The organism is Bradyrhizobium sp. 2S1 (assembly GCF_011516625.5).
Lineage (GTDB): Bacteria > Pseudomonadota > Alphaproteobacteria > Rhizobiales > Xanthobacteraceae > Bradyrhizobium > Bradyrhizobium septentrionale.
In genome coordinates this window covers 747,442-767,654 of sequence record NZ_CP147717.1, presented here as the reverse complement: position 1 = coordinate 767,654, position 20,213 = coordinate 747,442, and the positions used below count along the sequence as shown (strand labels likewise).

The following is a 20,213-nucleotide window of genomic DNA, read 5'->3' as shown; positions in this document are numbered from 1 at the left end:
CTCCCCCGCAAGCGGGAGAGGGAGTCGCAGCCCCGTCGGGGCTTCTATTTAACCTCATCGCGCTTTAGGCAGTGACTTCTGTCTGGGACCGGACTTCGCAGACGTCGACCCATTCGGCCGCGGTCAGCTCCGCCATCCGGTCGGGCGTGATGCGCACCGCGCTGTGGGTCGAGCCTGCGGCCGGCACCACGACGTCGAATGCCTTCAACGACACATCGCAATAGACCGGCAGCGGCGTCTTCAGCCCGAACGGGCAGACGCCGCCGACCTCGTGGCCGGTGATCTCGGCGACCTCGTCGAGGCCGAGCATCTTCGGCTTGCCGCCGAACGCCGCCTTCACCTTCTTGTTGTCCATCCGCGCCGTGCCGCTGGCGACGATCAGCACCACGCGGTCGCCGACGCGCAGGCTCAGCGTCTTGGCGATCCGCGCCGGCTCGACGCCATAGGCCTCCGCCGCCAGCACGACGGTCGCGGAGCTCACAGTGGATTCGATCACGGGAATTTCGGGCGCCTTCTCGGCAAAGAAGGCGCGGACAGAGGCGAGACTCATACGGTTCAGGACCTTGCAGACACCAGGGCAGGGAGTTCGGAGAGACCGTGGATCCGGTGATCGGGCACGACGCCGAGCTCGTCCATCTGGGTACGCAGCGCCTTGAACATCGTCAATGGGGCGACCGTCTCGCTCTCGACGCAGGCGAGCGCCATCGCTTCCGGCGTCACCCGTTCGATCCAGGCAACGGTGAGGCCGAACGATTTGGCGCCGCAGGCGTCCCACGGATTGGAGGAAATGAACAGCACTTCCGCGGGTGGCACGTTCAGCACCTCCTCGATCAGCGTGTAGGCCTCGGGCGCCGGCTTGAACACCTTGTGGGCATCGACGCTGATGGTCGCATCGAGCAGGCGGTCGATCCCCGAATTGCGCACCAGCGCATTCAGCATGTCAGGGCTGCCGTTGGAGAGGATCGCGAGCTTCTTGTCCTTCATCGCCTCGAGGGCTGCGACCGCATCCGGATACAGCGCGAGATGCTGATACTTGTCGATGATGCGGGCAAAGGTCGCTTCGTCATACTGCAGGCCGAGGCAGCGCAGCGTGTAGGCGAGCGAGTCGCGGGTGACGGCAGCGAAATCCTGGTAGCGCCGCATCAGCGAGCGCAGCCAGGAATATTCGAGCTGCTTGAGGCGCCAGATCTGCGTGATGATGTCGCCATAACCGGGGAACGCATCCTCGGTGACATCGGCCACCGACTGGACGTCGTAGAGCGTGCCGTAGGCGTCGAACACGATTGCCTTGATGGTCATTGGGTTTTCTCTTGTCCGCCAATGGTCGCATACAGGAATTTCCTGAGAGCGTCGATGGACTGATCGAGGACCTGCGCGTTGAATTCGAGGTGATGACCGAGCAGCCGCCCCGGCGTGCGATATTGCGGCACGTCAAAATCGTGATGGGCGCCGGGATAGACGATCAGCTCGATCGGATAGCCGAGGCCCTGCTGCCGCGAGATGCCGTCATCGTCGTGGCCTTCCGCCAGGTTCCGGCACTCTTGCGCCGGCGTCCAGTCGTCGAGTTCGCCGACCATGATCAGGGTCGGCACGGTCATGTTGCCCTTGATGCCGAGGCAGCGCGGATAGAAGGCGACGGCGGCGCGGAATTTTTCCGTCGCGTTGACCTCGATCGCGCCGCGCTCGACCGACAACAATGCGAGCCAGCCACCTTGCGAAAAGCCGATCACCGCAATGCGTGTCGGATCGACCAGGGATTGCCGGCTCAGGAAGCTCAGCGCGCGATAGGCGTCGTGAACCGTTGCGGCCGGGACACCGCCGGTGCAGGTGTCGCTGATGCCGCGCGGGCCGAACCGGTCCACGGTGAGCGTGACATAGCCCCAGGCCGCGAGCCGTTTGCCCCAGCGCTCGTCGAGTTCCCGCCACTGCCCGCTGCAGCCGTGCAGCAACACCACGGCGGGCAGGAGACCCGGTCGCTCCGGCCGCCGCAACAGGCCCTGCAGCGGCTGCGCGCTCGCAAGCGGGCTTTCGAACTCGACCAGCACGGAAGGCGCTTCGGCTGTCGCCGCAGGCTTGCCGCCCGCGCTTCCGATCAGGAGCACGGCGAGGACGGTGGCAAGTCCGGCGCAGTTCGTCATCGGCCGCCCCGCAAGCGTGCGGCCGATGATACTCCCTTAAATCCCCAAAATCTTGCGCGCGTTGGATTTCAGGACTTTGGGGCGGATCTCCTCGCGGATGTCGAGTTTTGCAAAATCGGCGAGCCAGCGGTCCGGCGTGATGACAGGCCAGTCCGAGCCGAACAGCATCTTGTCCTGCAGGATCGAGTTGATGTAGCGCACCAGGATCGGCGGGAAATATTTCGGCGACCAGCCGGAGAGGTCGATATAGACGTTCGGCTTGTGGGTCGCGACCGACAGCGCCTCTTCCTGCCAGGGGAAGGAAGGATGCGCGAGGATGATCTTGAGGTCGGGGAAGTCGGCCGCGACGTCGTCCATGTACATCGGGTTGGAGTATTTCAGCCGCATTCCCATGCCGCCTGGCATGCCCGAGCCGACGCCGGTCTGGCCGGTGTGGAACAGCGCGATCGCGCCGCCCTCATTGATCGCTTCATAGAGCGGATAGGCCATGCGGTCGTTGGCGTAGAAGCCCTGCATGGTCGGATGGAATTTGAAGCCGCGGACGCCGTACTCCTCGATCAGCTTGCGCGCCTCGCGGACGCCGAGCTTGCCCTTGTGCGGGTCGATCGAGACGAACGGGATCAAGACGTCGAGATGATCGGAGGCAATCTCCAGCATCTCTTCATTTTTATAGCGGCGGAAGCCGGTCTCGCGCTCGGCATCGACCGGGAAGATCACCGCGGCGATGTTCTTGGCGCGGTAGTAGGCCGCGGTCTCCGGCACGGTCGGCGGATGCTTGTGCGGCGATTTGAAGTAATCGGCCATCTGCGCCTGGAAGTCGTCATAGCCGTCGTCGCCATGCATGCCGCACGGCTCCTCGGCATGGGTGTGGATGTCGATCGCTGTGACCTTTTCGATGTCGGGCAGTTTGAGCTTGGGCATTGCGGTTTCCCCGGCGGCCGGTTTGTTGGTGATGGAAAATAATTATAGGATATAACGATTTTCGCAAGCGCGCTGGTGTTTGGGAAGGCCGGACGTGCGAGGCTGGGTCGCAGCCGCAAACTCCCGGTCCGGTCCGGTCCGGTCCGGTCCGGTCGGTGGCGTGCGGTGGGCTTCAGCCGGGTGCGAACGCACGATTCGCTCTCGCGCCGCTGCAGACATGATGTGACGGCGGACGGGATCGTGGTACAGGATAATCGTGCTTGCCGCCGTTTCCGAAGCGATCTCAATGGTATGGCTGGGAGCCAAGGGCCCGTTCCATGCCGGGCACGGGCCGAAAATCGGCCCGTCTCGGTTGACATTTAACGGTCCGATGGCTTAGAAGGCGGCCGTCCCGGGCGGTTGGCCGCTTGTCGGGATAAATCCCATTTTGCCACCTTTCGGCATTGATCAGGCACGGCCTCCAACACGGGCCTTTCGAAGTAACAGGATTGTCCCATGAAGGTCCGTAACTCGCTGAAGTCGCTGCGCGGCCGCCACCGCAGCAACCGTCTGGTCCGCCGCAAGGGCCGCGTCTACGTGATCAACAAGGTCCAGCGCCGCTTCAAGGCGCGCCAGGGTTGATTTCGGCGCGGATCGGCCCGCTGCGCTGATCCAACACATCTCTTTCACAGGTCTTTGACGCCGTGCTGCTTTGCAGTGCGGCGTTGTGCGTCTAGACTTCGGCCATGGGATTAAACTTCGGATTTAAGTTCCTTGACCCCACCAATCGCCGGCTGGCGGTCCTGATCGCCGCCCTTCTGGCCGGACCCGTTGTGACTTTGCCTGGCGCGGCCGTCGCGCAGGACGATCCCCGGGTGGTCCCGCCGCCGCGGGCCCAGAAGAAACTGCCGGAAGCGCCGACCAAGCTGCCGAAGGTGCCGGCCGACCGTACCCGCGGGCTGGATTTCCTGTTCGGCGCGCTGAAGGCCGCGCCCGATGAGGACAGTGCCCGCCATGTCGAGGCGCGGATCTGGGCGCTGTGGCTGCAAACCCCGAGCGATACCGCGGCGCTGCTGATGGTGCGCGCCAAGGCCGCGATCGACGCCCAGAACATCGATGTCGCGCTGCAGTTGCTGGACGCGGTGATCAAGCTCCGGCCCGACTATGTCGAGGCCTGGAACCGGCGTGCGACGATCTACTATCTGAAGAACGACTACGTCCGTTCGCTCGCAGACCTGCAGCAGGTGCTGACCCGTGAGCCCCGCCATTTCGGCGCGCTGGCGGGCGTCGGCATGATCATGCAGGACATGGGCGACGAAAAGCGCGCCCTGAACGCCTTCCGCAAGGCGCTGGCTGTCGATCCCTACCTCGAGAAAGTGCCGCAGATCGTCAAGCTGCTGACCGAGAAGGTCGAAGGCCGCGACATCTGATTGCGTGCGATTGATCGCGATCGCGGTCGGATGGCCGCGAATGGGCACGTGACTCGCGAGCTGGGACTTGCCCGCGATACGGTCCCGCGCAGGAGGCTAGTGCAGGAATTTGCCGCGGGACGCGCAGTCCTCGGCCACGGCAGCATAGAATTGCTGAAGCTCCGCTTCCAGGTGCTCATTCACGAGCAACAGCGCCTTCAGCGCACCGCGCAGGTCGCCATTGCAGCTCGCCACGATCTGATCGATGGCCGCATCGCTAGGAGCCCGTCCAGATATGTTTTCGTGACGGGCATTTGTTGTAGAGTAGCAGGCTCAGGCTGCGTTTGCGAGGTTGAACAGCTTGAGGAGGTTATGGACGGTGCAGATCATTGTCCACTCGGCGCGCACTTTCTCGATGCCCCGCAACAGGAACTGGCGGAAGCCTCTTGCCTGTTTGATCTGCCCGAACACCGGCTCCACCACTTGCTTTCGCAATCGGTAGGGTGTTTCGAAGCCGCCATCGTCGATCTTCTTTCGCATGGCCTGTGTCAGCGGGCCGCCGACTTTTCCGTTCGCTACTGTCGGGTGCTTGGCGCGTCCGGGCGCGACATAGCCATCGATGCTGCGTGTGTCGAGCGCTTCGAGATTGGCTTCGCTGCAGTAGCCGGAATCCGCTGAGGCCTGCCGCGGCTTGCGGCCAAGATTGCTCTCGATGGCCTCGATCAGGGGCACCAACTGGCCCTGATCGCTGCCGTGCTGGGTCAGTTCTTGCGCGACAATGATCTGGGCATGTGCATCGACGGCCGCCTGGGCATTATAGGCCTGAACGAAGCCATCCTTCGACTTCATGATGCGGCTTTCCGGATCGGTGAAGTTGCGTTGCGCCTTGGGATTGGGTTCCTCCGATGGCAGCGCCGCCGGTTTGCCCGGCTTCTTGCGGCCTTCGGCCTGGCGCTGCTGTTCCTTTTCGGCCTCGATGCGGCGCTCTTCCTCCGCCGCCAGTTTGGCGTCCGCTTCCAGCGCCGCCATCGCTTGCTGGATCTTCGCCAGCCGTTTCTGCTTGTCGACGGTCCAGTCCGGCAGTTCGTCGCTGTTGCCGAAAGTCTCATCCTCCGAGGCATCCGCCGCCTCGGCGGCCGCCAGCATGCGAGCGACCTCGGCCTTCAATTCCGCCTCGCGCTTCTTCATGCGCTCATAACTCATCGCCTTGTGTTTCGACGCGTTCGCCTTGATCTTCGTACCATCCAGCGCGACATGACCGAGCTTGACCAGCCCGGCCGTCTCGCACAACTTCAGAACCTGCACGAATAGCGCGCCGAGCGCCTTCAAATGTCGCTTGCGAAAGTCGCTGATCGTCCGAAAATCCGGCGCATCCAGCGCCACGATCATCACAAAATCGTTCCGCTCCCGGCAGGCCTTGGCAATCCGACGCGACGAATACAGCCCACTCGCATAGCTATGCAGCAGCAGCGCCACCATCATCCGCGGATCAAACGGCGGCTGCCCAAGCCCGCTCACATAGCTGCCCATGATCTCCCTGAGATCGAGGCTCTCCCGCACCAGATCAACCATAAACCGCGAGACATGGCCTTTCGGCACGAAGTCCTGCACATTCGGCGGCAGAAGCAGCGTCTGATCGATGTTCCAAGGCCGAAAATACTTGCTCATCGCCCAATGTTGAATCAGACCCGACCAGATTTGAACAGCGACTATCCAGACAAGCTCCTAGCCCGTCTTATTCGTCAGAGTGCGCCTGAGAGGCTGGCGAGCGTGGTGTAAAGCGCTGATGCGGCGTAGGATTCGGTTGCAAAGCCAACCCCATCACCTCAACCGCGAACGCCAGGCCCGCCATGACCGATGATACGATTCTGCCCTTCTCGTTTCCAGCCGTTCACGCCAAGAAAGTCACAGCTGCCTTCGATGGCGGTCGGCTGACCTCGAACGGGGGCGTGATGCTTCTGGCGATGGCCGAGCGGCGTCTCGGCTTGGCCGACAATTTGGCCCGGGTGTTCCCGGATCGGCGCGATCCGACGCGGGTCGTGCACAGCCTTGTCGATATGTTCCGCGCGCGCATGTTCGCGATCTGCTGCGGCTACGAGGACGCCGACGACCTCGATCATCTGCGGTCCGATCCCGCATTCAAGCTGGCCTGCGGACGGCTGCCGGACACGGGTCGCGATCTGTGTTCCCAACCGACGCTGTCGCGGCTGGAGAATGCTCCGCGCCTGCGCGACGTGATCCGACTGACCTACACTTTGGTCGACGCATGGATGGATAGCTACCCGCGCGAGCCGGCATCCGTCACGCTCGACATCGATGATACCTGCGATGTCGTCCACGGCCATCAGCAGCTCTCGCTGTTCAACGCTCATTATGACGAACGCTGCTTCCTGCCGATCCACGTCTACGACACGGAGAGCGCCTCCAGCATCTGCCGGCAGCGCTCCGCGGCACCGTCGAGCGCCCACCACTGCCGGGCGACGACCATGACCTTGCGGAAGCTTCGCAGCGTGCCGGAGAATTTCTGCGGGTCGGCTCCCACGATGGCGCCGCAATGGTTCAACCAGTTCAGCCCGGCGTAGATCGCAATCCCGTAATCCTCGATCGCCGTGCCCGTGAAATCGACGACGGTGTTGTCATGCGCGCGCTGGCGCAGGAAGGCGTCGATCATCTCCGCCTGGCGGGACGGGTCGGCCAGCAGCGAGGTGTCCTGCCGTGGCACCATCGGAACATAGCGCATCGCTTCCAGCCGGGTGTGCTCCCAGATCGCTCTGGTATCGCCGAGCAGGTCGCCGGACCTGCGCTTGCAGGCCGGATAGACCAGCACGCCGTTGTCGGCCAGATCGAGATAGCGCGGCACGACCTTGTCGAGTGCGGCGAGAAACGCTAATGGATCGGTAAGGCCGCGCAAGTCGCCGGCGGCGTCCTCCGCGGGTGCAGGCTTGTTGACGCGTGTCCAGCCGAAATTGGCCATCCCCGGGCGCCCCGATCTCAACCTGTCCGTCAGGTTAAATGGAAAATGCGCCAAATCAACTGCGGCATTTGCCGCAACGCGCCCGCTGCTGCCGGTTGACGCGGGAAACCGCCGCGCCTAGCTCATGGTTAATCGGTGCGCAACGCGGTTGCCGCCGCCGCTTTCGGAACGTATCGCCCATGACTGCATCCGACCGCCGATCGCATTGGCAGACCGTCTATCTGACCAAGGGCGAGCAGCAGGTGAGCTGGTCGCAGGCCGATCCGCAGCCGTCGCTGCGCCTGATCGAATCCGTCGCGCCCGGGCGCGACGCATCGATCATCGATGTCGGCGGCGGTGCCTCGCGGCTTGTCGATGCGCTGCTGACGAGCGGCTTTCACGATGTCACGGTGCTTGATCTCTCAGAAGCTGCGCTGGCGAGCGCGCGGCAGCGGCTCGGCACGGCGGGCGAAGCGGTACGTTGGGTCGCCGATGATGCGACGGTCTGGCAGCCCCAGCGGGCCTTCGACATCTGGCACGATCGTGCGGCGTTTCATTTCCTCGTCGAGGAAAACGATCGCGCGGCCTATCTCGACCGGCTGCATCGCGGCGTCCGGGCAGGCGGCCACGCCGTGATCGGCACCTTCGCGCCTGATGGTCCGGAGAAGTGCAGCGGCCTGCCGGTGCAGCGCTATGATCCGGCAACGCTCAGCCGGACCATCGGTCCGGCCTTCGAGCTGATCGCCGAGGAGCGGCATCGGCACGTCACGCCCTGGGGAGCTGCGCAGTCGTTCCAGTTCAGTGTGCTGCGGCGGAAGTGACCGGCCGAAGAGGCGCGACTTGCCAAATCTGTGCAATATGTCGGTGAAGGTAGAGGCAGCCGAATTCGATGTCGCTGCCGGCCAGAAGGAGAGCGGAGATGACGGATGCGCCGCGCCCGATCGGCGAGATCGCGAGCTATCACGCCCATGTTTATTACGACCCCGCGACCAGCCGGATCGAGGCGGAACGGCTGCGCAACTGGATCGGTGAGCGCTTCCTGGTCACGCTCGGGCGCTGGCACGACGTCAAGGTCGGTCCGCACGATCAGGCGATGTATCAGGTGGCGTTTGCGGCCGAGCTGTTTCCGACCCTGGTGCCGTGGCTGATGTTGAACCATGGCAGCCTGAGCATCCTGGTCCATCCCAACACGACCAATCCGCGCCGCGATCATCGCGACGATCCGCTCTGGATCGGCACGCCGCTTGCCGTCCACGCCGACAAGCTGCCGGAAGAGTCCGAAATGGAGCAGGCGCCGGCGCCGAACACGTCGCCGACATTGCGGCCCTGAGCACCCGGTTGCCGGGATGCGTAAAGTTTGACGCAATTGTATTAAACAGCAAGGTCGATCGCGCGATGGTCGAGATGATCACCAAGACCGCGAAGATCATGCAGAAGCAGGTGGTCGCGGAATTCGTCGAGAGCCTCGCGATCCTGGACGAACTGCGCCAGATCGGGGTCGACTACGCCCAGGGCTACGCCATCGGGAAGCCGGTCCCGGTCTTCACCCTCTGGGAAGAAAAGATCGCCTGAGGCGCCGAAATTGTCCCGAATCGGGACTTTTTGGGCCATTTCGGCCCGCCGAGCGCTGATTCTCAGCCACTTTCCATCCGAAAAACGTTTAAAAAACCTCTCGTTGCCCGCTCTGTCTCGATTATGCCTTACTCTAATTCCCTGATATGATGAGTGATCGGTGAATCCCACGTGGGCCGGGCAACAGGCCCCAGAGCACCGTACTTGGGGATGATGGGTCAACGTACGACGAAAGCTGCCGGGCGTAGGTCGAGCCGCGGCATATCCCTGATGGGCAGCACGGCGTTTGCCGTGAGCGCGCTTGCGCTGTCGGCTGGCCTTGCCGCCTGGGCAGTCGGCATCGATCCCACCGCGTGGCTGCACGGACCGGCGCTCGCCAACAGCAGCGCCGCGCTGAGCTTCGAAGACCGGTTCGGCTCGCGCTCCACGCTCAATTCGGCCTCGCTTTATTATCCACTGCGCCGCGGGTTCCGTTCGAGCCGCGGCGATTTCAACACCGAGTTCGATCAGATCGAGGATGCGCTGGCCGGCCAGTTGCGTGACACGCAGACCGAACAACCCAGCCAGCCGGCGACGGCGTCCGTCGCCGCTACGATGTCTACGACGACGTCCACGGTGCCGATGCCGCGGTCACGGCCGGCCGAAGCCAATCTGCTGGCGCGGAACGATCAGCCGCCGCAGGCGCCGGTGCCGCAGGGCGACAACCGCACGTTCCTGCAGAAGATCGCCGACATGATGCCGGGCAAGCTGCAGCTTGCCTCGATCGATCCGAACGACGGATTGTTGTCCGGTCCGAGCCCCGATCTCGGCGCGCTCGGCTACGACAGCACCACGGCGGTCTACGACATCACCGGCCGCATCGTGTACATGCCCGACGGCACCAAATTCGAGGCGCATTCGGGCCTCGGCAATCTGCTCGACGATCCGGCACATGTGAATGCCCGTAACGCGGGCGCGACGCCGCCCGGCATCTACGAGATGAAGCCGCGCGAGAAGCTGTTCCACGGTGTGCCTGCGCTGCGCATGACCCCGGTCGATGGCAGCGACCCGTTCGGACGGGTCGGCCTGCTGGTCCACAGTTACATGCTCGGGCCGAACGGCGATTCCAACGGCTGCATCTCCGTGAAGCACTACGACAGGTTCCTGCAGGCCTACCGCAACGGTACGGTCAAGCGCATCGCCGTCATCGTCAGCATCAAGGACGTTAAGTCGGCATCGACGCGCGCGCCGTCGAACTCGTAGGCCGAGTATGGCGTCGCCAGCGTCGCTGGCGACTGATTTTTGCCTTATCATGCTTGGTCGGCGACGGCGGTTAGCCGATCTCTTTCCTGACCGTCGCGGCAGCGTCGCACATCGCCTTCAATTTTCCGAACGCGACGTGGCGCGGCATGTATTTCATGCCGCAGTCCGGTGCCACCACCAGCCGCTCCGCCGGCACATGCTTCAGGCCGTTGCGAATCCGATCGGCGACGACGGCGGCGGATTCGATCTCGGGATTGCCGAGGTCGAGTACGCCGAGCATGATCTTCTTCGATGAGAGATCCCTGAGCACGCCGAGATCGAGCTTCGGTTGGGCCGCCTCGATCGAAATCTGATCGGCGATGGTGTCGTCGAGCTCGGCAAGGAAGGAATAGCCGGCCGGCTTGGTCGAGCCCGGCACCACCGCGGCATAGCCGAAGCAGAGATGCACCACGGTCGGGATCGTGATGCCCTCGAGCGCACGATTGATCGCCTTCACCGCATAGCGCTTGGCGAGATCCGGATTGTTGCGCACCCAGGGCTCGTCGAGCTGGATGACGTCGGCGCCGGCATTCTCGAGGTCGCGTGCCTCGGCATTGACGGCCGCGGCGAAGGCCATCGCGAGCTCCTCGTCGTCCTTGTAGAACTCGTTCCTGGCCTGCTGACTCATCGTGAACGGGCCGGGCAGGGTGATCTTTGCGGCACGGTCGGTGTTGTTGCGCAGGAACTGCATGTCGTGCAGCTCGACCGGTCCCCTGCGCTTCACAGGGCCGACCACGCGCGGCACCGGCGTCTGCGTGTTGCCGGTGCGTGCCGTGATCATCGCGGGGTTGTCGGCATCGATGCCGTCAAGGGCGGTGGCAAACCGGTTGGAGTAGCTCTCGCGACGGATCTCGCCATCGGTCACGATGTCGATGCCGGCGCGCTCCATGTCCCTGATCGCCACGATGGTCGCGTCGTCCTGTGCTTCCTCGAGCTGCTCGGCCGGCAGCCGCCACATTGCGTGCATGCGGGTGCGCGGCACCGACTTCGACAGCATGGCGCGATCGACCAGCCATTCCGGCTGCGGGTAGCTGCCGACGACGGTGGTGGGCAGCAGATGCCTGGGCAGGTTCATGATGTCCTCCTTCTTCTTGTTGCGTGGCCGGCTCAAGCCGCCCGCGTTGCAGTTGCCGCAACTTCGTTCTTCACCGGGTTGCGCAGCACGCCGATGCCGGAAACCTCGACCTCGACGACGTCGCCATCCTTCATCCACAGCGGCGGCGTGCGATAGGCGCCGACGCCGCCGGTGGTGCCGGTGACGATGACGTCGCCGGGCACGAGCTCGGTGAAGGTCGAGCAATAGGCGATCAGCGTCGCGACGTCGAACACCAAGTCGGAGATCGGCGCCGCCTGCACCTCGACGCCGTTGAGACGGGTTGCGATGTGCTGCTTGCTGATGTCGGAAAGTTCGTCGGTCGTCACCATCCACGGCCCGAAGCCACCTGTGCCGACGAAATTCTTGCCGGGCGCGAATTGCGAGGTGTGGCGCTGCCAGTCGCGGATGCTGCCGTCATTGTAGCAGGCATAGCCGGCGACATGGCCGAGCGCGGCCTCGCGCTTGATGCGCCGGCCGGCCTTGCCGATGATAACCGCCATCTCGCCCTCATAGTCGAAGCGCTCGGACTCCAGCGGCCGGATCATCGGCTGTCCGGCGCCGACCTGGCTGTTGGCGAAGCGGGTGGAGATCATCGGATGTGGCGGCGTCGGATGGCCGCTCTCGGCGAGATGCGTCGCATAGTTGACGCCGATGCAGAAAATCTTGTCGGGATCGGGCACCGTCGGCAGCAGCTCGATGTCCTTCAGCGCGTGATCGGCGCGCTCGCTTTGCAGCTTCCTCAGTTCATCGAGCGAGCCGCTCGTCAGCAGCGCCTTCAGCGTCGGGCACGCCGTCAGCCGCTTGCCGGCGTCGATCACCCCTGCATCGGTGACGATGCCGTAGCTTGCGGTACCCGCCGCCTTGAAACTTGCGATCTTCATGGTCTCTCACTCTCTTCGATGGAGGAAACATAGTCCTGGATAGGAAGTACGATGTCGCCGTTGCGGATAGGGACGCATTGCGGCGGAAAGTCCTGACGGAAGCGGGCGCCACTGGTCTCGGCGCGATCGAGGAAGCGGTCGAGATGCGCCATCGCGCCGGTCGGCAAATCGTGCAGCACCAGCAGCGTCCAAGGCTGCGCGCGGCATTGTTCGAGTGCACGCTCAGTCCAGCCGTCGGGATCGTCCCAGTCGCGCGGGATCGCGTTCCAGAGCACGCAGCTGTAGTTGTTGTGGACGAGATAATCGACCACGGAGGGTTTTAGCAGCCGATCGTCGAGATTGCCGCCGCCGCCAAACGGCCGGAACCAGCGGTTCGGGTGAGAGAGCTCGCCGATCGCGGCCTGGGTGCGGCCGATCTCGCGCTGGGCCGTGTCCGCGCCGGGCTGCTGGCCGAGCGGAACGCTGTGCGTATAGGTGTGATTGCCGATCCAGTGGCCTTCGTCGCGCGCGCGGGCGGCGAGGAAGCGGCGCGCGGGGTCGCCGAGTTTCTCGCCGATCACGAAGAATGTGGTCTTGATGTCGCGCTCGCCCAGGATATCGAGCACGCGTGGCGTCACGTCGGGCTCCGGTCCATTGTCGAACGTCAAGGTCAGGTCGAACACGTCGCGATCCCCTTACGTCGCCGGCTGCATCGCGCCGGAGCCGACTTCGTCGGCGGCGCTCTGGCCGGCGCGCGTGCCGGTCTGCCAGATCGCGGCCTTGCGCTCGACCCAGCGGATCGCGGTGTTGAAGGCGATCGCCATGAACAGCACCAGCAGCACGCCGGCGAACACGTGCGGGCTGTCGAGAATGGTGCGGTAGCGCGAGATCAAATAGCCGATCCCGGCCGAGGAGATCAGCATCTCCGAAACCACCACGCCGACGATGACGAGCGCGCCGCCGACCCGCAGGCCCGACAGCACGGTCGGTATCGCCGCGGGGATGATGACGCGGACCAGGCGCTGGCCCAGCGTCGCGCCCATGCTGCGGGCAGCGAGCAGCAGTTGCGGGTCGATGGTCTGAATTCCGGCCGCGGTCGCCAGCATGGTCGGCAGGAAGCCGTAGATCGAAGCGAAGGCGATCTTGGACTCCGAGCCGATGCCGAGCCACACCGTGAACACCGGATAGAGGATCACGAGCGGGACCGCATAGAGGCTCGAGACCATCGGCATGATCAGAAGCCGCGGCCGCGGCAGGCTGCCGACGATGGCGCCGAGCAGGATGCCGCCGCCGCAGGCGAACGCCATCGAGACCGCGACCTCGTAGAGCGTCACCGCAAGTGCATGGCCATATTCGGCGGCTTCGTTCCAGCCGGCGAGCAGCGTGGAGGACAGCGACGGCAGGAACAGTTCGGGGATCAACCCGGTGCGCGGCAACAGCTCCCACAGCGCAATCAGCGCTATGACGATCAGATGGCGAAGTGTTCTCGCGCTCATTGCTGTCTCACGCCGATTTGCGGATGTGGCGCCAGATGCGGTCGCGCAGCGCGCCGAAGGCGTCGCCGCTCAGCATCTCGTAGGTTCGCGGCCGCGGCAAATTGACCTGCAGCTGATCGACGATGCGGCCGGGCCGCGGCGACATCACGATCACCTCATCGGCGAGATAGACCGCCTCGGTCAGGCTGTGAGTCACGAACACGACGGTCTTGCCGGTCGCGGCCCAGATCCGCAGCAGCTCGTCGCCCATCGTCATGCGGGTCTGCTCGTCGAGCGCGGCGAACGGCTCGTCCATCAACAGCACCGGAGGGTCCTGCACCAGGCCGCGCGCGATCGAGACGCGCTGCTTCATGCCGCCGGAAAGCTCGTGCGGGTGACGCTTGCCGAAGCCTTCGAGGCCGACCAGCTTGAGCGCGTCCTGCGCCTTGGCCCGGCGCTCCGCCTTGGCGACGCCGCGCAGCGCCAGCGGAAACTCGACATTGTCTTCGGCGCTCAGCCACGGAAACAGGCTCGCTTCCTGGAACACGACGCCGACACGGTTCGGGTCGGGCTGCGGGATCGGCGCGCCGTTGATGGTGATGGTGCCTGAGGTCTGCGCGCGCAGCCCGGCCATCATCATCAAGAGCGTGGACTTGCCGCAGCCGCTCGGGCCGACCAGCACGACGAAGCGCCCCGGCTTGATGTCGAGCGAGACGTCCTCCAGCGCGACGACGTCCTGCGACCTGGTCCGGAACACCTGGCCGACATTCCTCACCTCGATCGCGCCGGCGCGCGGCGGCGGCTTCAATGGTGTCACGTTCGCCAATGGCTGCATCGTGTTTCCACCCATCTGATCAGTTCATTGAAGGTCATGGCGATCGCGGCGACCATCACGACGCCGGCGAGCAGCTGCTTCATCTGGAAATTCTCGCCCCAGGTCGCGATCTGGTGGCCGATGCCGTCGCGCGAGGCGTACATCTCGGCGAGGATCACGCCGGTGAGGTTGAAGATCGTCGAAATCCGCAGCGCTTCCAGCAGCACCGGCAGCATGCTCGGCAGATAGACGCGGAATGCGGTCTGGATGCGCGTCGCGCCATAGGAGCGGGCCACCGTCAAATGCTCGACCTTGACCGATTCCACCGCCGTCGTGGTCGACATGATCACGATGAAGATCGTCGAGAAGAATCCGAACCCGACCTTCTGCGCAAAGCCGACGCCGAACACCAGGATGAACATCGGCAGGAAGATCGATTTCGGAATGCTGAAGGCGAAGAACAGCAGCGGCTTCGCCACATCGGCAAAATAGCGGTTCTCCGCGATCAGGAAACCGATCAACGCACCCATCGGCACCGCGAGCGCAAAGGCGGTCAACACTTCGGTCGCGGTCACCAGGAGATCGGTCCGCACGCTCGACCGCTGCAGGAGGTCGCCGAGCGTCATCAGCGTGTCCGATGCCGACGGCAGCAGGCGCGGATTGACGATGCCGGTCCGCGACAGGATCTCCCACAGCGCGAAGATCGCGATCACGATCGCAACCCGCGCCAGCTTGATGGTGAGGGTGCCCTGCATGTTATGGCTTGGTCGGCACCGGCTTGAACTTGGTCGAGATCACATCCTCGACTGGAACGATGTCCTTCAGTCCGCCGAGCTTGGCGAGATCGAGTGACAGCTGCACCGCCGCCGGCACATTGGCCGCGCCCATGTTGCCGTCGGTCTCGAGCTTCATGATGGTGTTGTCGTATTCCATCGCGGCGATCTCGGCCGGCATCTCGTAGAGGTCGGCGATCAGCTTCACGGTGACGTCGCGGTTGGCGCGCATGAATTGTGAGCGTCATGCGGAGACCACGCGCTGAGGGTTGATCTGGTCGGCTAGGAAGATCTCGCGGAATGGTTTGTCGCGAGGTCACAATGTCAAAGGATAGTCGTAAGGATAGCGATAAGGATAGGCATATGCCTATCCTCGAACACGGCGCCGACACGCTGCAGCGTGTCGAGATCATCACCGGGACGGGCCGACGTCGGCGCTGGTCGACCGATGCGAAGGCGGCGATTGTTGCGGAGAGTTTTGCGCCGGGTGCAAGCGTGTCCGCAGTGGCGCGGCGACACGACATCAGTCCAAGCCTGTTGTTTCTCTGGCGTCGCCAGGCTACGCGGGCGCAGGTCGCGGAGCGCGGGGACAGAGGCATGCCACCTGGCTTTGTGCCGGTCGCGATCACCGGCTGTGGGCGCCCGAGTGAGGAGCAGGCGGCGATCGAGATCGAGGTCGGCGCGATTCGCATCCGTGTCAGGGGGACAGTCGACCGGGAGGCACTGTGCGAGGTGCTGGCGGCGGTCGGGACGGTTGGTCGATGATCGGGCTTCGAGCTGGGTTGTCGATCTGGATTGCGACGCAGCCGGTCGATTTCCGCCGCGGCATGGACTCGCTGGCGATGCTGGTGAGCGAGGCCTTTGGAGCCGATCCGTTCGACGGCGGACTTTATGTCTTCCGCTCCAAGCGCCGAGATCGCGTGAAGATCCTGACTTGGGATGGAAGCGGCCTTGTCCTTTACTACAAAAGAATCGAGGGGCAGTTCACCTGGCCGCCGATCAAGGAAGGCGTCATGTCGCTATCTCATGCTCAGCTCTCGGTGCTGCTCGATGGCTCGGACTGGAAGCGTGTGCCGATGCGAGTTGTGGATCAGCCGATGCGAGCTGGTTGATCATTATCAAGAGTCGTTCGTCACTCATGCGGAGTTGTTGTAGAATCGCTCTGCATGAGTGATTTGCCTTCCGATCCAGCATTGCTCCGACAAGCCGTGATGACGCTATCGTCACGGCTTGCGGCGTTGTCGGAGGAATGCAGCACGCTGGCGACCGAGCGTGATGCAGCGATCGCCCAACGCGACGCTGCGATCCAGGAGAACGACAAGCTCCTGATGATCCTGTCCCAGTACAAGCGCACGATCTTCGGTCCGCGCTCCGAGACACTGGATATCGGACAGCTGTCTCTCTTCACCATCAGGGCACAGGCGGTTCGTGCCGCCGCCAACGACGACGTGACCGGAGGCAGGCTGCCTGACGGAGCGGAGGGCCGTGGAAAGCGACCGGCGCGACGCAACCGGGGGAAGCTTCCGGAGCATTTGCCGCGCATCGATGTCGTGATCGATATCGAGAGCCACATCTGCCCTTGCTGCGGCGAGCAGCTGCACAAGATCGGGGAGACCGTCAAGGAAGCCTTCGACGTCATTCCGATGCAGTACCGGGTCAAGCGCATCATGCGTCCACGGTACGGCTGCCGGGGATGCCGCCAGGGTGTTCTGCAGGCACCCGCGCCGGCCCAGGCGATCGACGGTGGAATGGTGACGGAAGCCTTGCTGGCCCACGTCGCGGTGATGAAATACGGCTACCAGCTGCCGCTGTATCGCCAGGAACAGATGTTTGCCGCCCAAGGCATCACGCTCGACCGGCAAACGCTGGCCTCGTGGATGGGCCGCGTCGCCTGGTGGCTGAAGCCGCTTCACGCGCTGTTGCGCCGCGCAGTGATGTCCTACCCGCGGCTGTTTGCCGACGAGACGCCGCTGCCAGTTCTCGATCCCGGCCGTGGCAGAACCAAAGTCTGCCAGTTCTGGGCGATCGCCACCGACGACCGCCCGTGGGGCGGCCCGGCGCCGCCGGCAGTAGTCTACGTGTTCGCCGAGGATCGCAAGGCAATCCGCGCCAGGCAGCTGTTTGGAGACTACGACGGCATCCTGCAGGTCGACGGCTACGCCGGGTACAAGGGGCTGATTAAAAACGGCGGCCGTCTGGTACAACTGGCGTTCTGCTTCGCGCATGCGCGGCGGAAGTTCTGGGACGTCCACATCGCGACGAAATCGCCGATTGCCGCGGAAGCGCTGCAGCGGATCGCGATGTTCTACGCCATTGAGGATCGCATTCGCGGTTTGCCGGCGACGCAGCGAGCTGCGGTGCGACAATCCGACACCAGACCGCTGATCGAGGACTTCAAGCCCTGGCTCGAGGCGCGACTGCTGGAAGTCTCGAAGAAATCCGGCCTTGGCAAGGCGATCCGCTACACCCTCAACCATTGGGATGGCCTGACGCGATTCATCGATGATGGGCGCATCGAGATCGACAGCAATACGGTCGAACGCAGCATCAAGCCGATCGGGCTGGGAAAGAAAAACTATCTGTTCGCAGGCAGTGAGGGCGGCGCCGAAACCTGGGCCACTCTCGCATCACTCATCAACTCCGCAAAGCTTCACGACATCGACCCACGGCACTATTTTACTGATGTTCTCGAGCGCATCGTCTCCGGACGTACCAAGATCAATCAGCTGAACACGCTGCTGCCGTGGAATTGGAAAGCCGAGCGCGATGGTTCGGAGCCAAAGCTCGCCGCTTGATCAGTTCGACGGCACGGCGTCGGGAACTTCCTGCGCATCGCTGGCGTCGTCGTAGATCTCTTCGCGGATCACGCGCAGCGTTACCTCGTGCAGATACACTTGCAGCGCACCCTCCAGCTCGGTGAACTCGGGCAGCAGGACTCGATCAACGAAGCCCCGTGACGCACGGACCATCACCGTGTTACGTCGCTGTCGGCGATAACGAAACGGCCGCAGCCCATATCGGCGGCAAAGCGCCAGAAACAGGTGCCGAGACCACTGGTCGGGAAGTGAGAATTGCTGTTCGATCGGTGGATCGTGGCGAGCAAGTTCCTCGACCCGGGCCCGCACCCGCTGCAGCGCGGCTTCCGCTGCAAGGCGCTCACCAGCAGTTCCGGCCCCCACGAACAACGCCTCGATCTTCCGAAGCTTCTCGCGCAGCTGCGACTCGCTGGTCATTCTGATCCCCGTTGCCCGCTCCGAACCGGGATCAACCCATCACCGCGCGCCGGCGGCGTCAATCATCCCGACCGCGCTATCCAGAGCATTCCGCGCAAGTCAAGCCCAGGCACCCGTGATCCTCTCGTGACGCTCACCATGAATTGCACGGCGCCATAGAGCGCACGGCCTTCTGGACCACCTCCGGCTTGGCCTCGGCGAACTTGTCGAGCACGATCCAGCCCGCGGTGAGGTTCGGCGGTGCCGCGGTCGCATAGTCGAGGATGGTCTTGGCTTCGCCCGACTTGGCGACCTGGAAGCTCAGCGGCGAATAGACGACGGCGGCATCGACATTGCCGGCGAGCAGGTTCGGCACCAGGCCGCCGCCGCCGACCGGCACGCGGGTGAAATCGATCTTCCTGTCCTGGATCGTCCAGAGCGCGAGCAGGTCGGAGCCGGAGCCTGCTGCGGTGATCCCGACCTTCTTGCCGTTGAGATCCTTGACCTCGAGCGTCGACTTGGCCGGCACCATCAGTTGCCAGCCGAAATTGCCCATCGCGGCATTGGCGACGATCCGCGACATCACGCCCTTCTTGCGGCCGGCTGATACCAGCGACGGCGGATCGAGGATGATGTCAGCTGCGCCAGCAGCCATGCCCTCGAAGGTCTCGGCGCCGCTGCGGTAGACGGTCAGCTCGGCCTTGATGCCTTCCTTCTCGAACAGTTTTTGCCGGACCGCGGTCTCGGCGATGGTCGTCGGCCAATAGGTCTTGGTGGGCAGGCCGACGCGGATCGTTTCGGCAGCATAGGCGGGGCCAGCCAGCAGAGTGGTGGCGATCAGGGTTGCCAGCGCGCGGCGGCGCGTGATGCTCATGGTTCTGTTTCTCCCGGATTATCGATTGTTGTTATTTTCGGCGCGTCGCGCTCCGCAGAATCAGGTGGTGCCGTTGACCTCCGCAATGCGCGGAGCAGCGAGCTCGACGAATTCCCTGGTGATGCCAAAATGCTTTGACAATGCGCTAACGGCCGCATCCGCATCGCGTGCCAAGACAGCCTCCACAATCGCGGCGTGCTCGGCTTCGACGTCGCGCGTCCTGCCGACCTCGCGGCGGATCGAAAGCCGCCGATAGCGCTCGCTCTGCTCATGCAGCACATCGCGGAAGCCGAGCAGCCATTGCGAGCCGCAGGCATTGACCAGCGCGCGATGGAAGATGCGGTGGCGAGCCACCCATTCTTCGTAGTGCACGGTCGGATCGTCAGGATAGCGATGGGGAACGGCCTTCAGCGCCTCCCAAGCGGCCGAGACCGAGTGCAGCCAGGCCTGGTCGCCGCGCTCGATCGAGCGCCGCAACGCCAGTCCCTCGATGTCGATCCGGGTCTGCGTGACGTCGGCGAGATCGGCGAGCGAGACCGGGCAGACGCGAAAGCCGCGCTGGTCGGAGGCCTGCACCAGGCCGTCGGCCACCAATCGCGACAACGCCTCGCGGACAGCGGCGAGGCTGACCGAGAACTGCTTGGCGAGGCCGGCGATGTGCAGCTTCTGGCCGGGAAGCAGCCGGGTCGACAGGATGTCGGCCCGCAGCCGCTCCTGAACCGCCGATGTCAGGCTTCGCGGCCCGTCGCCGGCCAAGCCCTCGCGAAAACTCAACCCGATGTTCATGGCCGGCAGACTGGCCGACGGCCTTTTTGCCGTCAATCGAAAATCGATTTTCCGTACTGGATCGGTCAAT

The 20,213-nt window shown here is 64.0% G+C and carries 26 protein-coding genes and 1 pseudogene; 10 read left to right on the top strand and 17 right to left on the bottom strand.

Annotation, left to right across the window (positions count from 1 at the left end):
• Nucleotides 1-64 precede the first annotated feature (64 nt).
• The 4 genes from HAP54_RS03705 to HAP54_RS03690 are packed head-to-tail and all read right to left on the bottom strand — an operon-like array spanning nucleotide 65 to nucleotide 3,059.
• Nucleotides 65-550 carry a YbaK/EbsC family protein gene (locus tag HAP54_RS03705; protein ID WP_166298795.1) on the bottom strand — a complete coding sequence of 162 codons (486 nt, stop codon included), beginning with the start codon at nucleotides 548-550 and terminating at the stop codon, nucleotides 65-67.
• A 5-nt stretch (nucleotides 551-555) separates the two neighbouring features.
• The gene (locus HAP54_RS03700) at nucleotides 556-1,299 is read right to left on the bottom strand and encodes a haloacid dehalogenase type II (RefSeq protein WP_166298794.1); all 744 of its coding nucleotides are present in this window, start codon (nucleotides 1,297-1,299) and stop codon (nucleotides 556-558) included.
• Nucleotides 1,296-2,138: a dienelactone hydrolase family protein gene (locus HAP54_RS03695; protein WP_166298793.1), complete on the bottom strand. Its 843-nt coding sequence runs from the start codon at nucleotides 2,136-2,138 to the stop codon at nucleotides 1,296-1,298. The genes HAP54_RS03700 and HAP54_RS03695 overlap by 4 nt, the downstream gene beginning before the upstream one ends.
• Before the next feature lie 36 nt (nucleotides 2,139-2,174).
• The gene (locus HAP54_RS03690; RefSeq protein WP_166298792.1) at nucleotides 2,175-3,059 is read right to left on the bottom strand and encodes an amidohydrolase family protein; all 885 of its coding nucleotides are present in this window, start codon (nucleotides 3,057-3,059) and stop codon (nucleotides 2,175-2,177) included.
• Between the two features lie 495 nt (nucleotides 3,060-3,554).
• Between HAP54_RS03690 and ykgO the strand changes: the two genes are divergently transcribed.
• Entirely contained in the window at nucleotides 3,555-3,680 is a 126-nt protein-coding gene (gene ykgO / locus HAP54_RS03685) for a type B 50S ribosomal protein L36 (protein ID WP_166298791.1), read from the top strand.
• A gap of 104 nt (nucleotides 3,681-3,784) precedes the next feature.
• Nucleotides 3,785-4,468, top strand: coding sequence for a tetratricopeptide repeat protein (locus tag HAP54_RS03680; RefSeq protein ID WP_166298790.1), 684 nt, complete (start codon nucleotides 3,785-3,787; stop codon nucleotides 4,466-4,468).
• A gap of 96 nt (nucleotides 4,469-4,564) precedes the next feature.
• On the opposite strand, the gene HAP54_RS03675 is transcribed toward HAP54_RS03680, so the two are convergent.
• A complete protein-coding gene (locus HAP54_RS03675; RefSeq protein ID WP_166307382.1) occupies nucleotides 4,565-4,744 on the bottom strand; it encodes a hypothetical protein in 180 nt (59 codons plus the stop codon).
• A 36-nt stretch (nucleotides 4,745-4,780) separates the two neighbouring features.
• Nucleotides 4,781-6,115: an IS1182 family transposase gene (locus HAP54_RS03670; protein WP_166202952.1), complete on the bottom strand. Its 1,335-nt coding sequence runs from the start codon at nucleotides 6,113-6,115 to the stop codon at nucleotides 4,781-4,783.
• Nucleotides 6,116-6,297: 182 nt separating this feature from the next.
• On the opposite strand from HAP54_RS03670, the pseudogene HAP54_RS03665 reads away from it, so the two are divergent.
• Nucleotides 6,298-6,879 (top strand): annotated as a pseudogene (locus HAP54_RS03665) (transposase); the annotation flags it as partial.
• Here the strand turns inward: HAP54_RS03665 and HAP54_RS03660 are convergent.
• Entirely contained in the window at nucleotides 6,852-7,421 is a 570-nt protein-coding gene (locus tag HAP54_RS03660; protein WP_224741387.1) for a hypothetical protein, read from the bottom strand. The pseudogene HAP54_RS03665 and the gene HAP54_RS03660 sit on opposite strands and share 28 nt — an antisense overlap.
• 179 nt (nucleotides 7,422-7,600) lie before the next feature.
• Here HAP54_RS03660 and HAP54_RS03655 point away from each other — a divergent pair, with 179 nt between their 5' ends.
• The 4 genes from HAP54_RS03655 (at nucleotide 7,601) to HAP54_RS03640 (ending at nucleotide 10,214) form a co-directional block, all read left to right on the top strand.
• Nucleotides 7,601-8,221: a class I SAM-dependent methyltransferase gene (locus tag HAP54_RS03655; protein ID WP_166298789.1), complete on the top strand. Its 621-nt coding sequence runs from the start codon at nucleotides 7,601-7,603 to the stop codon at nucleotides 8,219-8,221.
• Nucleotides 8,222-8,319: 98 nt separating this feature from the next.
• Nucleotides 8,320-8,730 (top strand): DOPA 4,5-dioxygenase family protein, encoded by a 411-nt coding sequence (locus HAP54_RS03650; protein ID WP_166298788.1) that lies wholly within the window; start codon nucleotides 8,320-8,322, stop codon nucleotides 8,728-8,730.
• Between the two features lie 8 nt (nucleotides 8,731-8,738).
• Nucleotides 8,739-8,972 carry an EAL domain-containing protein gene (locus tag HAP54_RS03645; RefSeq protein ID WP_248114275.1) on the top strand — a complete coding sequence of 78 codons (234 nt, stop codon included), beginning with the start codon at nucleotides 8,739-8,741 and terminating at the stop codon, nucleotides 8,970-8,972.
• 270 nt (nucleotides 8,973-9,242) lie between these two features.
• The gene (locus tag HAP54_RS03640) at nucleotides 9,243-10,214 is read left to right on the top strand and encodes a DUF2778 domain-containing protein (protein WP_224741388.1); all 972 of its coding nucleotides are present in this window, start codon (nucleotides 9,243-9,245) and stop codon (nucleotides 10,212-10,214) included.
• Nucleotides 10,215-10,284: 70 nt separating this feature from the next.
• Here HAP54_RS03640 and HAP54_RS03635 read toward each other — a convergent pair whose 3' ends face one another.
• The 7 genes from HAP54_RS03635 to HAP54_RS03605 are packed head-to-tail and all read right to left on the bottom strand — an operon-like array spanning nucleotide 10,285 to nucleotide 15,503.
• Nucleotides 10,285-11,328 (bottom strand): cobalamin-independent methionine synthase II family protein, encoded by a 1,044-nt coding sequence (locus tag HAP54_RS03635; RefSeq protein WP_175619359.1) that lies wholly within the window; start codon nucleotides 11,326-11,328, stop codon nucleotides 10,285-10,287.
• A 32-nt stretch (nucleotides 11,329-11,360) separates the two neighbouring features.
• The gene (locus HAP54_RS03630) at nucleotides 11,361-12,230 is read right to left on the bottom strand and encodes a fumarylacetoacetate hydrolase family protein (RefSeq protein ID WP_166298787.1); all 870 of its coding nucleotides are present in this window, start codon (nucleotides 12,228-12,230) and stop codon (nucleotides 11,361-11,363) included.
• The gene (locus HAP54_RS03625; RefSeq protein WP_166298786.1) at nucleotides 12,227-12,892 is read right to left on the bottom strand and encodes a polysaccharide deacetylase family protein; all 666 of its coding nucleotides are present in this window, start codon (nucleotides 12,890-12,892) and stop codon (nucleotides 12,227-12,229) included. The genes HAP54_RS03630 and HAP54_RS03625 overlap by 4 nt, the downstream gene beginning before the upstream one ends.
• Before the next feature lie 12 nt (nucleotides 12,893-12,904).
• The gene (locus HAP54_RS03620) at nucleotides 12,905-13,705 is read right to left on the bottom strand and encodes an ABC transporter permease (RefSeq protein ID WP_166298785.1); all 801 of its coding nucleotides are present in this window, start codon (nucleotides 13,703-13,705) and stop codon (nucleotides 12,905-12,907) included.
• Nucleotides 13,706-13,712: 7 nt separating this feature from the next.
• The gene (locus HAP54_RS03615; protein WP_166298784.1) at nucleotides 13,713-14,534 is read right to left on the bottom strand and encodes an ABC transporter ATP-binding protein; all 822 of its coding nucleotides are present in this window, start codon (nucleotides 14,532-14,534) and stop codon (nucleotides 13,713-13,715) included.
• Nucleotides 14,498-15,253 carry an ABC transporter permease gene (locus HAP54_RS03610; RefSeq protein WP_166298783.1) on the bottom strand — a complete coding sequence of 252 codons (756 nt, stop codon included), beginning with the start codon at nucleotides 15,251-15,253 and terminating at the stop codon, nucleotides 14,498-14,500. The genes HAP54_RS03615 and HAP54_RS03610 overlap by 37 nt, the downstream gene beginning before the upstream one ends.
• A 1-nt stretch (nucleotide 15,254) precedes the next feature.
• Nucleotides 15,255-15,503, bottom strand: a complete 249-nt coding sequence (locus HAP54_RS03605; protein WP_224741390.1) for a hypothetical protein — start codon at nucleotides 15,501-15,503, stop codon at nucleotides 15,255-15,257.
• A 131-nt stretch (nucleotides 15,504-15,634) separates the two neighbouring features.
• On the opposite strand from HAP54_RS03605, the gene tnpA reads away from it, so the two are divergent.
• The 3 genes from tnpA (at nucleotide 15,635) to tnpC (ending at nucleotide 18,066) form a co-directional block, all read left to right on the top strand.
• Nucleotides 15,635-16,036: an IS66-like element accessory protein TnpA gene (tnpA, locus tag HAP54_RS03600; protein WP_166202958.1), complete on the top strand. Its 402-nt coding sequence runs from the start codon at nucleotides 15,635-15,637 to the stop codon at nucleotides 16,034-16,036.
• Nucleotides 16,033-16,383: an IS66 family insertion sequence element accessory protein TnpB gene (tnpB, locus tag HAP54_RS03595; protein WP_166202960.1), complete on the top strand. Its 351-nt coding sequence runs from the start codon at nucleotides 16,033-16,035 to the stop codon at nucleotides 16,381-16,383. Before tnpA ends, tnpB begins: the two co-directional genes overlap by 4 nt.
• A gap of 99 nt (nucleotides 16,384-16,482) precedes the next feature.
• Complete coding sequence (tnpC, locus tag HAP54_RS03590; RefSeq protein WP_166215215.1) at nucleotides 16,483-18,066, top strand: IS66 family transposase; 1,584 nt, start codon at nucleotides 16,483-16,485, stop codon at nucleotides 18,064-18,066.
• Here the strand turns inward: tnpC and HAP54_RS03585 are convergent, their stop codons facing one another.
• The 3 genes from HAP54_RS03585 to HAP54_RS03575 all read right to left on the bottom strand — a co-directional run bounded on the left by HAP54_RS03585 (nucleotide 18,067) and on the right by HAP54_RS03575 (nucleotide 20,131).
• Nucleotides 18,067-18,504 carry a hypothetical protein gene (locus HAP54_RS03585; protein ID WP_166202962.1) on the bottom strand — a complete coding sequence of 146 codons (438 nt, stop codon included), beginning with the start codon at nucleotides 18,502-18,504 and terminating at the stop codon, nucleotides 18,067-18,069.
• A 133-nt stretch (nucleotides 18,505-18,637) separates the two neighbouring features.
• Entirely contained in the window at nucleotides 18,638-19,357 is a 720-nt protein-coding gene (locus tag HAP54_RS03580; RefSeq protein WP_224741391.1) for an ABC transporter substrate-binding protein, read from the bottom strand.
• A gap of 60 nt (nucleotides 19,358-19,417) precedes the next feature.
• The gene (locus HAP54_RS03575) at nucleotides 19,418-20,131 is read right to left on the bottom strand and encodes a GntR family transcriptional regulator (RefSeq protein ID WP_248114277.1); all 714 of its coding nucleotides are present in this window, start codon (nucleotides 20,129-20,131) and stop codon (nucleotides 19,418-19,420) included.
• Nucleotides 20,132-20,213 lie beyond the last annotated feature (82 nt).

Excerpts from the sequence above, each read along its gene's own strand:
- HAP54_RS03705 (WP_166298795.1), bottom strand. The coding sequence starts at position 550 with ATGAGTCTCGCCTCTGTCCGCGCCTTCTTTGCCGAGAAGGCGCCCGAA.
- HAP54_RS03700 (WP_166298794.1), bottom strand. The coding sequence starts at position 1,299 with ATGACCATCAAGGCAATCGTGTTCGACGCCTACGGCACGCTCTACGAC.
- HAP54_RS03695 (WP_166298793.1), bottom strand. The coding sequence starts at position 2,138 with ATGACGAACTGCGCCGGACTTGCCACCGTCCTCGCCGTGCTCCTGATC.
- HAP54_RS03690 (WP_166298792.1), bottom strand. The coding sequence starts at position 3,059 with ATGCCCAAGCTCAAACTGCCCGACATCGAAAAGGTCACAGCGATCGAC.
- ykgO (WP_166298791.1), top strand. The coding sequence starts at position 3,555 with ATGAAGGTCCGTAACTCGCTGAAGTCGCTGCGCGGCCGCCACCGCAGC.
- HAP54_RS03680 (WP_166298790.1), top strand. The coding sequence starts at position 3,785 with ATGGGATTAAACTTCGGATTTAAGTTCCTTGACCCCACCAATCGCCGG.
- HAP54_RS03670 (WP_166202952.1), bottom strand. The coding sequence starts at position 6,115 with ATGAGCAAGTATTTTCGGCCTTGGAACATCGATCAGACGCTGCTTCTG.
- HAP54_RS03660 (WP_224741387.1), bottom strand. The coding sequence starts at position 7,421 with ATGGCCAATTTCGGCTGGACACGCGTCAACAAGCCTGCACCCGCGGAG.
- HAP54_RS03655 (WP_166298789.1), top strand. The coding sequence starts at position 7,601 with ATGACTGCATCCGACCGCCGATCGCATTGGCAGACCGTCTATCTGACC.
- HAP54_RS03650 (WP_166298788.1), top strand. The coding sequence starts at position 8,320 with ATGACGGATGCGCCGCGCCCGATCGGCGAGATCGCGAGCTATCACGCC.
- HAP54_RS03640 (WP_224741388.1), top strand. The coding sequence starts at position 9,243 with ATGGGCAGCACGGCGTTTGCCGTGAGCGCGCTTGCGCTGTCGGCTGGC.
- HAP54_RS03635 (WP_175619359.1), bottom strand. The coding sequence starts at position 11,328 with ATGAACCTGCCCAGGCATCTGCTGCCCACCACCGTCGTCGGCAGCTAC.
- HAP54_RS03630 (WP_166298787.1), bottom strand. The coding sequence starts at position 12,230 with ATGAAGATCGCAAGTTTCAAGGCGGCGGGTACCGCAAGCTACGGCATC.
- HAP54_RS03620 (WP_166298785.1), bottom strand. The coding sequence starts at position 13,705 with ATGAGCGCGAGAACACTTCGCCATCTGATCGTCATAGCGCTGATTGCG.
- HAP54_RS03615 (WP_166298784.1), bottom strand. The coding sequence starts at position 14,534 with ATGGGTGGAAACACGATGCAGCCATTGGCGAACGTGACACCATTGAAG.
- HAP54_RS03610 (WP_166298783.1), bottom strand. The coding sequence starts at position 15,253 with ATGCAGGGCACCCTCACCATCAAGCTGGCGCGGGTTGCGATCGTGATC.
- HAP54_RS03605 (WP_224741390.1), bottom strand. The coding sequence starts at position 15,503 with ATGCGCGCCAACCGCGACGTCACCGTGAAGCTGATCGCCGACCTCTAC.
- tnpA (WP_166202958.1), top strand. The coding sequence starts at position 15,635 with ATGCCTATCCTCGAACACGGCGCCGACACGCTGCAGCGTGTCGAGATC.
- tnpB (WP_166202960.1), top strand. The coding sequence starts at position 16,033 with ATGATCGGGCTTCGAGCTGGGTTGTCGATCTGGATTGCGACGCAGCCG.
- tnpC (WP_166215215.1), top strand. The coding sequence starts at position 16,483 with ATGACGCTATCGTCACGGCTTGCGGCGTTGTCGGAGGAATGCAGCACG.
- HAP54_RS03585 (WP_166202962.1), bottom strand. The coding sequence starts at position 18,504 with ATGACCAGCGAGTCGCAGCTGCGCGAGAAGCTTCGGAAGATCGAGGCG.
- HAP54_RS03580 (WP_224741391.1), bottom strand. The coding sequence starts at position 19,357 with ATGAGCATCACGCGCCGCCGCGCGCTGGCAACCCTGATCGCCACCACT.